Below are 12,414 nucleotides of genomic sequence, written 5' to 3'. Positions count from 1 at the left end.
GAAAAAATTAAACAAGTAGAATTATCAATTAATAACAGACCTATTAGAAAATTCAATTATCTTAGTCCAATTGAAACTCTAAATAATAAGTTTGTTGCACTTATGAATTGAACACAGCCAATATTATCTTTCCCCTTTTTAGCATCTTCTCTAGATAAAAATGGTAATTTTTTAAAAAGTATTATATAGAAGCCATTTAACCTCTCAAAAAGGCTAAAATCTTCATAATCAGAATATTTAAAATTATTATTATTTCTACTCCTCGCAAAAATTATGTTTCTTGTTATTCTAAAATCGTATAACCTCGTAAATAAAGTTGCAGTCCCGTACATAAGAGAGAAGATTAAAAAAGTAAGGCTTAATGCATACGTAAGTTTTGAAAAATTGAAAACTTCGTTTAAAGAAATATGAAAATCAGGTAAATTTTTTTGTGAAATTATATAAATAAAAAAACCCGCCGAAAAAGTCAAAATAAGATTATTTGTAAAGGATAATTGATTTATTGATATATTTCTCCAATCGCTATGTAGTTGTTCAAAATCTTTTATTTTATTACTCATCATTTATATTATTAAAAAGGTAAATTATCAATTTCATATGAGCTTTCATTACTAGGTTTGGTATAATTTACTTTTATTTTCATATTATCTGGCAAGTAAGAATTGCGATAATTATTGTTACTCATTATAAGCGATTCTTCATAACTCCATTTTTTAGACAAAGGTAGTTTATGAGTAAAATTCTGCTTTTTTTCTTTTATAGAAAGCAAGACATTTTGAATTAATTCAACGCATTCATCACTATTTTCAATCACTTGTTTTTCTGAAAACCGAATAACGCACCAATTTATTTCTAAAAAAAATTTATTTCTTTCTTCATCATTACTTCTGTCATGGTGTATTGGATTGCCATTATTCACTGAATAAGGCTCATCAATTTCTATGTCTATATGAATACCAGTATGTTTGCAAACCAGTACAAAATCAGGATGAAATGGATTTTGACCAATATCTGGCACTACATCAACTAAGATTTGTGTATTAAATGCTTTGACTAGTTTAGTCAAGAAAAACAATTCGGTTCTACCTCGGTTAGAGTTACTGTTTTTTTTGCAAGTAATTATTTGTGGCAAAACACACTCTTTCAAAAAAATTTCTTCAATGACACTTCTGTTCTCTTCTGCAATTTTATTATTTTCTTTACTTATAATTTCAAATTCACTACTAACTTTTTTAAAAACTCTTAATACTTCTTGCGAATAAGTATTAAACAACTCATAATAACGAGAATCTTCAATAGGTTCTTTATATTCAATACTTTTTTTAGGGAAATTTAAACCAAGCATTGGTAAAAAAGCAATCATTATAACCACTAGAAATGTTATGAATATATTAAAATTTAAGCTTAAATAAATTAACAGCGAGATTAAAAATATAATTATAATTGACGAATAACCTAAATCTAATTTTTTTTCAACTCTTACCTCAAATTTTTTTGGTTTTCTAGGCAAAATATTCCCGTAATACTCAAAATCAAATTCTTCAAGAAAATAATTGTGGTGATTAAAATCTTTTTGAACTATATCATAAATCTTAAATTTTCTTTCTGGTAATATTATGGACACAAATTTTTGGTATATAAAATATTCCTGTTTCTGATAAGGTAAATTCATTTTTGAAAAAATCTTTTCACAAGAAATTTTTGTATTCAAAAACTCCAAAAGCTGTTCAGATATTAAAACAATAGGATATTCATTGTCACTACAATTAAAAGTAATTCTCTTTTCTATCATAATTTTAAAAATTAAATTTACTTACCCAAATTCATAAACACGATGTAATTATCAAATATGCTGTGTTCAATTCATAAGTGCAACAAACTTATTATTTAGAGTTTCAATTGGACTAAGATAATTGAATTTTCTAATAGGTCTGTTATTAATTTATCTGTTGCACTTATAACTTGAACTTACATATCATTCATTTCCCAAATATATTCTTTTATTTTTATTTCTCGGTTGAAAACTATTATTTGCCCACGCAATAATAGATTCCTACGGACACGAGAGCTCTGCTCGAACTGGCGAAGCAATGACAAATTTGGGTGAAGATGTAAGGAGATTGCTTTCCCGAAGGTTCGGAAAATCTATTCGTTCCAATGTCGCAAGCCATCCCAAAAGTTCCTTAAGATTCCCTCTAGCCCCGATTGAAGCAAATATCCTCCCGATTTTTCTTCGGGAGATATTGCGGAAAGCGGGAACATAGAAACCTAAAAAAGCTCAAGCGATTCGCTCCAAATCCCCCCCTAACCTTCCGAAAAAGTTCGGAACAAGCGCTCCAATCCCGATAGCGATCGGGAGGGAAGCTTGGAATAAAGAGGAAGTCATTTATTTTTACCTGAGAATGTTGATGTTTCCGCAAAATAGGGTTATGTAATTAGGATTTAGTACCTTTGCGGCAGATTTTTTTATTGATAATTTAAACAACACGATATTATGTTAAAAGGATTTTTTCATGTTCCGAAAGCGGTGAACGAGCCGGTAAAATCATACGCTCCAAATAGTCCGGAGAAAAAAGCGGTTTTGGAAGCGTATAAAACCATGTGGAATGAGACCATTGATGTGCCAATTTATATTGGTAGCGAAGAAATTAGAACGGGAAATACTAGAAATATGTCGGCGCCTCACGACCATAAACATGTGGTGGGAACGTATCATTTGGCTGAGAAAAAGCATGTGGAGCAAGCGATTGCAAATGCTTTGGAAGCTAAGGATGCTTGGGCCAACTTGGCTTGGGAACAACGAGCGGCTATCTTCTTGAAAGCGGCAGAATTGATTGCGGGACCGTACCGTGCGAGAATTAATGCGGCTACGATGATTGCACAATCCAAAACGATTTATCAGGCAGAAATTGATGCTTCTTGCGAGTTGATTGACTTTTTGCGTTTCAACGTGGAGTTCATGACGCAAATTTATAACGACCAACCCAAATCGGATTCGTCGGTTTGGAACCGATTGGAATACCGTCCGTTGGAAGGTTTTGTGTATGCGATAACGCCTTTTAATTTTACAGCTATTGCAGCCAACTTGCCCGCGAGTGCTGCAATGATGGGGAATGTGGTGATTTGGAAACCGAGTGATAGCCAAGTATTTTCGGCAAAAATAATTATTGATATTTTTAAAGAAGCGGGAATTCCGGATGGCGTAATTAATGTGGTTTTTGGCGATGCCCAAATGATCAGCGATACCGTTTTTGCAAGTCGTGATTTTGCGGGAGTGCATTTTACGGGTTCGACTCATGTGTTTAAAGACATTTGGAAACAGATTGGCACCAACATCAATCACTACAAAACCTACCCAAGAATTGTGGGCGAAACCGGTGGAAAAGATTTTATCGTGGCACATCCATCAGCTAATGTAAAACAAGTGGTTACGGGAATTTCGCGAGGTGCTTTTGAATTCCAAGGACAAAAATGTTCCGCAGCTTCGAGAGCTTACATTCCGCAGAGTTTGTGGCCGGAAGTGAAAGAATTGTTGCTGAAAGATGTAAAATCTATGAAAATGGGTTCGCCGGAGGATTTTGGTAACTTTATTACGGCAGTTATTCACGAAGGTTCGTTTGACAAATTGGCAAGCTATATTGACCAAGCGAAAAAAGACAGTGATGCAGAAATTATCGCGGGCGGAAATTACGACAAATCAAAAGGCTACTTTATTGAGCCAACAGTAATCGTAACGACCAATCCAAAATACAACACGATGGAGACGGAATTGTTTGGTCCGGTAATCACCATTTATGTTTACGAAGATGCAAAATGGGCAGAAACCTTGAAACTGGTTGACGAAACTTCAGAATATGCTTTAACGGGTGCGGTTTTCAGTCAAAACCGTTATGCGATTGCAGAAGCGACAGAAGCGTTGAAAAATGCAGCGGGTAACTTTTACATCAACGACAAACCTACGGGTGCTGTGGTAGGAATGCAACCTTTTGGTGGTGCTAGAGCTTCAGGAACCAACGACAAAGCAGGATCGGCATTGAACTTGTTGCGATGGGTTTCGCCACGAACGATTAAGGAAACTTTTGTGACTCCGGAGGATTACCGGTATCCGTTTTTGGGGGAGTAAATTTTTGTTTCAGGTTTAAAGTTTAGCTTCGCTCCGTTCGGCCTCGCCTCGGGTCAAGTTTTGAGCATTGGAATAGCTATAGACCGGGTCATTAAGTTGGCTCGGTTTTTTTATTTAGAATTTTTAATACTCCTCAACTTGCTGATTATAAAAACTTTCAATTCAAGAAAAAAAATCCGACTCAGCAATTGAATCGGATTTAGAATTATTATTTAAAGTTTGTAAATATCGTCATAATTGATATAGTCTTTTCGACTTATTGTAAACATTTGATTTTTATTTTCGTCCAAAATCAAAGCTACTTCTCTACTACTGGTTGGAAAATAAATTTCATATGCTCTTCCATCCCCAAGTTCAATTCCATAGGTTGCAGTTGAATTTTCAAATGCAAATGAATTTTGATTGTAATTATATGATTTCGTTTTTCCAATACTATCGGTTATTGAAAAACTTTTGGTCGAAAAAACAATGTCAAACTTTGCTTTAGAAGCATCCATAGCTTTCCATTTTCCTTGGTATGTATCCGACCCTCCACAAGAAAATATTATAAATGCAATTAAAACATAGAAATACTTTTTCATAAAAATTTAGTGGCTAAGATGTTAAATTATACTTTAAATTTCAAAGGCAAATGTACCACTTTCTTAGTTTCGAAAAACTCATCTTCAAAAAATTCGGCGATATTGTATTCCGTCGCACTGGGAAAATCCTTTAATTCTTCGGTTAAGTCGCCACCTTTGAGGTAAAGAATACCGTTTTTGAGTGCGTGTTTGTTTTGTTTTTTAATCTTGGTTTTTACCCACGAAACAAAGTCGGGCATATTAGTCACGGCACGACTGACAATAAAATCAAAATCGCCTTTTACGTTTTCGGCACGCATTTGTTCGGTTTTTACATTTTTTAGTTCCAATGCATCCACAACCGCTTGCACCACTTTTATTTTTTTCGCAATTACATCAATCAGATAAAAGCGTGTTTCTGGAAACAAAATTGCTAATGGAATCCCAGGAAAACCGCCACCCGTTCCTACATCCAAAACATAAGTTCCTGGTTCAAAAGCTTGAATTTTAGCAATTGCCAACGAATGCAATACGTGTTTGGTATACAATTCGTCAATATCTTTCCTTGAAATGACGTTGATTTTGGCATTCCAATCTGGATATAATTCACCTAATTTTTGAAACTGTTTCTTTTGAATATCAGACAGATGGGGGAAGTAGCAACTTATTTGATCCATTTTAAACTTTTTGGCAAAAGTAACTATTTTTAAAAGGAAATATTTAACCTTTATGATGTGTTTTCAATTTTATTATTTTTATATTTGAACTCCTTTATAATTTTTCAATTACTATATGAATACCAACGTCCCTACGTTTTCAAAACAAGACAGTCTGAAGTTTTTTCGAACATTAAATTCTAGAGTCAACGCTTATTTCAAAGACAATAATATCAAAAAAACAGGAAACTGGAAACTTCACCTAAAAGCAGTGATCATGTTTTTGTTGTTTTTAACCCCCTATTTTCTAATTTTAACCATTTCAATGCCATTTTGGGTGATGCTTTTGCTTTCTGTTGTAATCGGAATTGGGATGGCTGGAGTAGGAATGAATGTAATGCACGATGGAAATCACGGTTCGTATTCGAATAAATCGTGGCTCAACAAGTTTATGGGTGGAAGCATTTATATATTGGCAGGAAATGTACACAATTGGCAAGTACAACACAATGTTTTGCACCACACCTTCACTAACATTCACGGGCATGATGAAGATTTAGATGCCGGAAGAATCATTCGATTTACACAAGAAGCACCTTGGTATAAATTTCATAAATTTCAACATTATTATTCTGTTTTTCTATACGGATTGTTGACATTTAATTGGGCTTTGACCACAGATTGGAAGCAAATGAAAGGATATCTAAAACGTAAATTATCGTATGGCGAACCTCAAAATCCGGCGAAATTGTGGACGGTTTTAGTGATTACCAAAATCATTTACGTAACACTTTGGTTAGTATTACCTATCATTATTGGAATCGTTTGGTGGAAAGTGCTTTTGGGCTTTTTCATTATGCATTATACTGCAGGATTGATTTTGAGCATTGTGTTTCAGTTAGCCCATGTGGTAGATGAAACCACTAACCCCATACCGAATGAAGAGGGAGAAATGGAAAACACCTGGGCTATTCACCAGTTGTATACTACCGCAAATTTTGCTCCAAAAAACAGAATCGTAAATTGGTTTACAGGCGGATTAAATCATCAAGTAGAACACCATCTATTTCCACACATCAGTCACGTGCATTACGGAAAAATTGCAGAAATCGTAAAACAAACCGCAAAAGAATGCAACTTGCCTTACCATGAATTTCAAACGATGAGAGGTGCCGTAATTGCACATTTCAAGCATTTGAGGGACTTGGGACAAAAGCCAGCAATGGCATAAAACTTACAACCAAAAACAAATTATAACTATGGACCATTTATCAGATCGGATAAATCAAATAGCTACGTCACAAACTCTAGCAATGGCCGCTTTGGCACGGGATTTAAAAGCACAAGGAAAAGACATTATCAGTTTAAGTTTGGGCGAACCCGATTTCAATACCCCTGATTTTATTAAAGAAGCGGCGAAAAAAGCAATTGACGAAAATTACAGTACCTATTCGCCCGTGGATGGATATGTAGATTTGAAACAAGCCATTTGTAAGAAATTTAAACGCGATAATGATTTAGATTATACTCCCGCAAATATTGTGGTTTCTACAGGTGCCAAACAATCTTTGTACAACATTGCCCAAGTTATGCTTAATGAAGGCGACGAAGTGATTTTACCAGCGCCTTACTGGGTTTCTTATTACGAAATTGTGAAAATGGCAGGTGGTGTTCCAGTTGAAGTTCCCACATCCGTTGAAACGGATTTTAAAATAACACCTGAACAATTAGAAGCAGCAATTACACCAAAAACAAAAATGATTTGGTACAGTTCGCCTTGTAATCCTAGTGGTTCGGTTTTTAATCGCGAAGACCTGACTGCGTTGTCAGAAGTAATTTTGCGTCAAAAACAAATGATTTACGTAGTTTCTGATGAAATATACGAACATATTAATTTCTCTGGAACTTTTTGCAGTATAGCGTCGATTCCAGGAATGTTTGACAGGACGATTACGGTAAATGGCGTAGCAAAAGCATTTGCCATGACTGGTTGGAGAATTGGATATATTGGAGCACCCGAATTTATTGCAAAAGCTTGTACGAAAATGCAAGGGCAAGTGACCTCAGGGGCCAATTCGATTGCTCAAAGAGCTACCATTGCAGCTGTTGATGCAAACCCCAGTGTTTTGAACGAAATGGTTTCGGCGTTTAAAAATCGTAGGGACTTAGTGGTAAAATTAATTCAAGATATTCCGGGAATGAAATTGAATGTTCCAGAAGGTGCATTTTATGTTTTCCCAGACGTTTCCTTTTATTTCGGCAAAACGTTGAACGGAACCGAAATTAAAGACGCTACGGATTTCGCCATGTATCTTTTGGCTGAAGCCAATGTAGCTTCTGTTACAGGAGAAGCTTTTGGAAATCCAAATTGTTTGCGACTGTCATATGCTACGAGTGAAGCACAGTTGACAGAAGCTTTTACACGAATCAAAAAAGCTTTGTTATAAATAGAGATTTTATATAAAATAGAAACCCCGAAATCAAAAAAATTTCGGGGTTTTTACATTTTTGAGTTACTTCAATTATTTCAGCGAAAATCTTTACTGGTTGGTAGAAATTACGACCGTCGCGTCAATTTCGATTAGCCAATTTCTATTTCCCAAAACAGAAACACCCACTAACGTACTTGCGGGATAATTACTTTCGCCCAAAAAACCCAAGCGTACTTTTCTATAAATAGGCAAATCAATTTCAGGATTAAAATTCACAATATAAGTATTCATCTTAACCACGTCTTTAAAAGTAGCGCCACATTGATGCAGCAATTTTTCTAAATTTTTGTATGTAGCAATAGTTTGCGTTTCTAAATCGTTTCCTTCGCCAATTTGACCCGAAATATGTAATGTTTTTGTGTTTTCAGTTGCTACAACCACAACTTGAGAGAAACCTGTATTGGGATGAATGTATTCTTTTTTGAACATATAAAAATTTTATTTAGTCGTTAGTGATACACAAAATAGCAACAAATAAATAGTTCAATCGCTATAATTAATCTTTTATTTTTCGTCAAAACGCAAATGTAATTCTCATTCGTTGGTAATTAATTCCTGTTTTAATTTTACAAAATTTATCTTTGTGAAAAATAAATCCAATCGAAATGTCAAAAATACTACTACTGGGTTCTGGAGAATTGGGAAAAGAATTTACCATTGCTGCACAACGAATTGGTCAAACGGTAATTGCTGTGGACAGTTATGAAAATGCACCAGCCATGCAAGTTGCCAATGAATTTGAAGTCATCAATATGCTTGATGGTGCTGAATTGGACCGAATTGTAGCCAAACATCAACCGGATTACATCGTACCAGAAATTGAGGCCATCCGAACCGAGCGTTTTTACGATTATGAAAAGCAAGGAATTTACGTTGTTCCGTCGGCTAAAGCGGCAAATTTTACGATGAATCGAAAAGCAATCCGGGATTTAGCGGCAAAAGAGTTGGGGCTTAAAACCGCCCAATACGAATATGCCACCACCGCCGAAGAATTGCAAAAAGCAGTGACCAAAGTAGGAATACCTTGTGTGGTGAAACCTTTGATGAGTTCGTCTGGAAAAGGACAATCAACGATAAAATCTGAAGCGGATATTGAAAAAGCGTGGAAATACGCGCTTGAAGGTTCTCGTGGCGATGTCGTGGAAGTGATTGTAGAAGCTTTTGTTAATTTCAATTCAGAAATTACACTTTTGACAGTTGCTCAAAGGGATAATCCTACTTTGTTTTGTGCTCCAATTGGCCACCGACAGGAACGTGGCGATTATCAGGAAAGTTGGCAACCTGCATTACTATCGGACGCTGATTTATACGAAGCCCAAGATATGGCCGAGAAAGTAACCGAAGCATTGGGTGGTGCAGGAATTTTTGGTGTAGAATTTTTTATTGCAAATGACGGCGTATATTTCTCCGAATTATCGCCACGACCTCACGATACAGGAATGGTAACTTTAGCAGGAACGCAAAATTTTAACCAATTTGAATTGCATCTTAGGGCCATTTTAGGATTTCCAATATTCGAAATAAAACTAGAAAAAGCAGGTGCAAGTGCTGTGATTTTAGCCAACGAGAACTCTGAAACAATCGCGTATCACGGCTTGGGAGAAATCGCTGCATTACCCAAAACCGACTTTAGAATTTTTGGCAAAAAAACCAGTCGGCCGTACCGCAGAATGGGTGTTGCCTTGACTTACGACACATTAGAAACGCCAATTGCAGAAGTAGTTAAAAGAGCCGTTGAAGCTGCAAAATTGGTGCAACTGAAATAGTGTTTACACCTTCTTTATTTTTGTTTACCTTTAAAAAATGAACTTATTACTTAAAAATGTCGCCAAACACGTTGCTTTAACCAAACAAGAAGAAGCACGTGTTTTGTCTTTAACGCAAGTGGAAACTTTCAAATCAAAAACCATTTTACTTAAAGCAGGTGAAGTGTGTACAAGATCTTATTTTGTTACCACAGGTATTTTGCGAAGCTATACTATTGACGAAAATGGCGTAGAACATGTGGTAAGTTTTGCTTGTTCGGAATGGTGGATTGCCGACATGTATAGTTTTCTTTCGCAACGACCTGGCCAACTTTATATTGAAGTAAATGAAGATGCCGAAGTGATTGTTTTAACCAAAGAAAATCAAGAAAAACTGTACGCAGAAGTCCCAAAGATGGAACGTTTTTTTAGAATTTTAATTGAAAACTCACTCGTTGCAAATCAACAGCGACTGATTGACAACTTGACTTTTTCAGCTGAAGCTCGTTTTGATAAGTTCAGCAAAAAACACCAATCCATTCTCCCCTACTTACCTCAAAAGCAAATTGCCTCTTACCTTGGGGTAACGCCCGAATTCTTTAGCAAAATGAAAGCACGATTGTTGAAAAAATAAATCCTAATTTTTAAAAACTTTTTTAGTTACTGTTCCAAATTCATTTTCAATCGTCAGTAAATACGTTCCATTACTGTACTGCGATAAATCCAAATGGAAATTATCTTGATGTAACTCTTTAACTTCAATCGTCTGACCCAGAAGGTTTAAAATTTTTATACTTTTAATTTTAGCATTCGATTCAATCGTTAGATTTCCGCGCGTTGGATTTGGAAAAACAGTCGTTTCATTACTTTCAAAACGCATCGTACTCAATACATCAGTTGCTTTAAAATTTACAACCGAAAAACTGTCCTCAAAAGCACTATTTATACTTGTTGTGTTGGATGGATACCAAGAAGCACTAAAAAGCGTTCCATAACCGGGTACTGTTGTATCAACGGCATCCACTCGTCGAAACGACCCTTGTGTCCCAAAGTGTCTTATTTCAACCAATAAATTGCCCCCTGAATAAAGATAAGGAGTAGTAAAATCAATATCATAACTAAAATTATTGGGATTAGAACCAATGGTAAGCGCATTTGCAGGAACTACTAAGTTACCCGATCGAACTTGTATTGGCAATCCTACCGCATTTTGAGCAAAAAACAGGGTTCGATCTGCTGGATTTACAGCATTGCCCAAATAAATATCGTAGTTGATAAGTGTGATGTCGCTTGGTGGCCATGTACTGATTGCATTTACCGGATTTCTGAATGAAATGGAGATTAAATTTTTACCAACCAATGCAGATAACTCACTAGCGGCTATGATCAATTGGTAGGTCATTTGTCCGCTAGAAAAAGGCCCGTCGAACGAATTGGCTCCTGCAGCAGCAGCATAGTTGGACGGCACAACTTTTTGAGTATCAAAAAAAACATTTTGTGGACTCATCCCCAGTTCTTGTGCGGCAACATTCGAAATAGTTACCAAAGCAAAAATTGTTGTAAAGAATAATTTCATTTTCAAACTCAAAATATTAATGTAGATTGTAAATTTACAAATAACTTTTTGAATCTGATTTTCTTAATCTACATTAAGGTTAATTTAAGTTTTAGTGCTGTAAATTTGTATGCATACAATTAAAAAAAGTAAATGATGAAAAATACAGTTATACATACCGCAGATTCTCGAGGTCATGCCGATCATGGATGGTTAAATGCCTACCATAGTTTTAGTTTTGCAAGTTGGTTCAATCCCAATCGTGTTCAATTTGGAGCTTTAAGAGTTTTGAATGACGACACTATTGCCGCCGGAATGGGTTTTGGAACGCATGGTCACGATAATATGGAAATCATCACAATCCCACTAGAAGGCGATTTGGCACACAAAGACAATATGGGAAATGCTGAAACCATCAAAACCGGCGACATTCAAGTTATGAGTGCGGGAACGGGAATTCAACATTCGGAATTCAATCCAAATGCTGATTTGAGAACCAAATTATTTCAAATTTGGTTGTTTCCAAATACGCAAAATGTAACCCCAAGATATCAGCAGATTACTCTAGATCCATCATTGCAAAAAAATGATTTTGCACAAATATTATCCCCCAATCCAGAAGACGAAGGTGTTTGGATTCATCAAGACGCGTGGTTTTATTTAAGTGATTTTGATGCCAATTTCACAAAAAAACTATCACTAAGAAAAGAAGGAAACGGCTTTTACATTATGAATATTAAAGGTGAAATTGAAGTCGACGGCGAAAAATTAGCCACTCGCGACGCAATTGGAATTATAGATGCTGCCGAAATCGAAATCAAAGCAAATACAGCTTCCCAATTTTTAGTAATGGAAATACCGATGCTGAATTGATTGGAATATGAAAACAGAGGTAAAACAAGAAGTGAACGACAAAAACGGTTTTTTCTATATTACTATTGACAATCAACCGGAAGCAAAAATGACGTTTGTTTTTGCAGGATTAGATAAAATTATTATCGATCATACCGAAGTGAATGAAGGACACAATGGAAAAGGTTTTGGACAAATGATGGTGGAACAAGCTGTTGCTTTTGCTCGAAAAAAAAACATTAAAATCATTCCGCTTTGTCCTTTTGTAAAAAAAGTTTTTGACAAAACCCCAGTATATGGTGATGTTTTGTAATAACGCCATTTTTAATTAGTCATTCCTTAAATATGTTATAACAATCTGTCTGTTAATAACTTGTATATAAAAATAGTAATAAAAAGCGAAGTTAAATTGCCAAAAAGAGTATATTTAG

General features: G+C 35.4%; 13 protein-coding genes. 7 read left to right on the top strand and 6 right to left on the bottom strand.

The annotated features are described in order from the left end of the window. Positions 1 to 56: 56 nt before the first annotated feature. Both ACIQ2X_RS08185 and ACIQ2X_RS08180 read right to left on the bottom strand, forming a co-directional pair. Positions 57 to 563 (bottom strand): hypothetical protein, encoded by a 507-nt coding sequence (locus ACIQ2X_RS08185; RefSeq protein WP_396178438.1) that lies wholly within the window; start codon positions 561 to 563, stop codon positions 57 to 59. Positions 564 to 571: 8 nt separating this feature from the next. Beyond that, positions 572 to 1,792 carry a hypothetical protein gene (locus ACIQ2X_RS08180; RefSeq protein ID WP_396178437.1) on the bottom strand — a complete coding sequence of 407 codons (1,221 nt, stop codon included), beginning with the start codon at positions 1,790 to 1,792 and terminating at the stop codon, positions 572 to 574. Between the two features lie 702 nt (positions 1,793 to 2,494). Here ACIQ2X_RS08180 and pruA point away from each other — a divergent pair. Continuing rightward, entirely contained in the window at positions 2,495 to 4,123 is a 1,629-nt protein-coding gene (gene pruA / locus ACIQ2X_RS08175) for an L-glutamate gamma-semialdehyde dehydrogenase (protein WP_396178436.1), read from the top strand. 212 nt (positions 4,124 to 4,335) lie between these two features. On the opposite strand, the gene ACIQ2X_RS08170 is transcribed toward pruA, so the two are convergent. Continuing rightward, the gene (locus tag ACIQ2X_RS08170) at positions 4,336 to 4,704 is read right to left on the bottom strand and encodes a hypothetical protein (RefSeq protein WP_396178435.1); all 369 of its coding nucleotides are present in this window, start codon (positions 4,702 to 4,704) and stop codon (positions 4,336 to 4,338) included. A 26-nt stretch (positions 4,705 to 4,730) separates the two neighbouring features. Then, positions 4,731 to 5,360 (bottom strand): 16S rRNA (guanine(527)-N(7))-methyltransferase RsmG, encoded by a 630-nt coding sequence (gene rsmG, locus ACIQ2X_RS08165; protein ID WP_396178434.1) that lies wholly within the window; start codon positions 5,358 to 5,360, stop codon positions 4,731 to 4,733. A 115-nt stretch (positions 5,361 to 5,475) separates the two neighbouring features. On the opposite strand from rsmG, the gene ACIQ2X_RS08160 reads away from it, so the two are divergent. Both ACIQ2X_RS08160 and ACIQ2X_RS08155 read left to right on the top strand, forming a co-directional pair. Continuing rightward, positions 5,476 to 6,570 (top strand): fatty acid desaturase family protein, encoded by a 1,095-nt coding sequence (locus ACIQ2X_RS08160; RefSeq protein ID WP_396178433.1) that lies wholly within the window; start codon positions 5,476 to 5,478, stop codon positions 6,568 to 6,570. Between the two features lie 28 nt (positions 6,571 to 6,598). Beyond that, positions 6,599 to 7,786 carry a pyridoxal phosphate-dependent aminotransferase gene (locus ACIQ2X_RS08155; protein ID WP_396178432.1) on the top strand — a complete coding sequence of 396 codons (1,188 nt, stop codon included), beginning with the start codon at positions 6,599 to 6,601 and terminating at the stop codon, positions 7,784 to 7,786. A gap of 93 nt (positions 7,787 to 7,879) precedes the next feature. On the opposite strand, the gene ACIQ2X_RS08150 is transcribed toward ACIQ2X_RS08155, so the two are convergent. Continuing rightward, positions 7,880 to 8,260, bottom strand: a complete 381-nt coding sequence (locus ACIQ2X_RS08150) for a RidA family protein (protein ID WP_396178431.1) — start codon at positions 8,258 to 8,260, stop codon at positions 7,880 to 7,882. A gap of 176 nt (positions 8,261 to 8,436) precedes the next feature. Here ACIQ2X_RS08150 and purT point away from each other — a divergent pair, with 176 nt between their 5' ends. Together purT and ACIQ2X_RS08140 are read left to right on the top strand one after the other, a co-directional pair. Then, the gene (gene purT / locus ACIQ2X_RS08145) at positions 8,437 to 9,597 is read left to right on the top strand and encodes a formate-dependent phosphoribosylglycinamide formyltransferase (RefSeq protein WP_396178430.1); all 1,161 of its coding nucleotides are present in this window, start codon (positions 8,437 to 8,439) and stop codon (positions 9,595 to 9,597) included. A 37-nt stretch (positions 9,598 to 9,634) separates the two neighbouring features. Beyond that, positions 9,635 to 10,210, top strand: a complete 576-nt coding sequence (locus ACIQ2X_RS08140; RefSeq protein WP_396178429.1) for a Crp/Fnr family transcriptional regulator — start codon at positions 9,635 to 9,637, stop codon at positions 10,208 to 10,210. Between the two features lie 3 nt (positions 10,211 to 10,213). Here ACIQ2X_RS08140 and ACIQ2X_RS08135 read toward each other — a convergent pair whose 3' ends face one another. Then, complete coding sequence (locus tag ACIQ2X_RS08135; protein WP_396178428.1) at positions 10,214 to 11,152, bottom strand: T9SS type A sorting domain-containing protein; 939 nt, start codon at positions 11,150 to 11,152, stop codon at positions 10,214 to 10,216. 135 nt (positions 11,153 to 11,287) lie between these two features. Here ACIQ2X_RS08135 and ACIQ2X_RS08130 point away from each other — a divergent pair, with 135 nt between their 5' ends. Both ACIQ2X_RS08130 and ACIQ2X_RS08125 read left to right on the top strand, forming a co-directional pair. Then, positions 11,288 to 12,004: a pirin family protein gene (locus ACIQ2X_RS08130; RefSeq protein WP_396178439.1), complete on the top strand. Its 717-nt coding sequence runs from the start codon at positions 11,288 to 11,290 to the stop codon at positions 12,002 to 12,004. A gap of 7 nt (positions 12,005 to 12,011) precedes the next feature. Continuing rightward, positions 12,012 to 12,296, top strand: a complete 285-nt coding sequence (locus ACIQ2X_RS08125; protein ID WP_396178427.1) for a GNAT family N-acetyltransferase — start codon at positions 12,012 to 12,014, stop codon at positions 12,294 to 12,296. Positions 12,297 to 12,414 lie beyond the last annotated feature (118 nt).

Source organism: Flavobacterium sp., assembly GCF_044368625.1.
Classification (GTDB): Bacteria; Bacteroidota; Bacteroidia; order Flavobacteriales; family Flavobacteriaceae; genus Flavobacterium.
The sequence above is the reverse complement of the archived record's forward strand: the minus strand, read 5'-3'. Positions and strand labels throughout refer to the sequence as shown.

Coding starts and splice junctions, on each gene's coding strand:
- ACIQ2X_RS08180 (WP_396178437.1), bottom strand. CDS start 1,792: ATGATAGAAAAGAGAATTACTTTTAATTGTAGTGACAATGAATATCCT.
- ACIQ2X_RS08155 (WP_396178432.1), top strand. CDS start 6,599: ATGGACCATTTATCAGATCGGATAAATCAAATAGCTACGTCACAAACT.
- pruA (WP_396178436.1), top strand. CDS start 2,495: ATGTTAAAAGGATTTTTTCATGTTCCGAAAGCGGTGAACGAGCCGGTA.
- rsmG (WP_396178434.1), bottom strand. CDS start 5,360: ATGGATCAAATAAGTTGCTACTTCCCCCATCTGTCTGATATTCAAAAG.
- ACIQ2X_RS08160 (WP_396178433.1), top strand. CDS start 5,476: ATGAATACCAACGTCCCTACGTTTTCAAAACAAGACAGTCTGAAGTTT.
- ACIQ2X_RS08150 (WP_396178431.1), bottom strand. CDS start 8,260: ATGTTCAAAAAAGAATACATTCATCCCAATACAGGTTTCTCTCAAGTT.
- ACIQ2X_RS08130 (WP_396178439.1), top strand. CDS start 11,288: ATGAAAAATACAGTTATACATACCGCAGATTCTCGAGGTCATGCCGAT.
- ACIQ2X_RS08135 (WP_396178428.1), bottom strand. CDS start 11,152: ATGAAATTATTCTTTACAACAATTTTTGCTTTGGTAACTATTTCGAAT.
- purT (WP_396178430.1), top strand. CDS start 8,437: ATGTCAAAAATACTACTACTGGGTTCTGGAGAATTGGGAAAAGAATTT.
- ACIQ2X_RS08170 (WP_396178435.1), bottom strand. CDS start 4,704: ATGAAAAAGTATTTCTATGTTTTAATTGCATTTATAATATTTTCTTGT.
- ACIQ2X_RS08140 (WP_396178429.1), top strand. CDS start 9,635: ATGAACTTATTACTTAAAAATGTCGCCAAACACGTTGCTTTAACCAAA.
- ACIQ2X_RS08125 (WP_396178427.1), top strand. CDS start 12,012: ATGAAAACAGAGGTAAAACAAGAAGTGAACGACAAAAACGGTTTTTTC.
- ACIQ2X_RS08185 (WP_396178438.1), bottom strand. CDS start 563: ATGATGAGTAATAAAATAAAAGATTTTGAACAACTACATAGCGATTGG.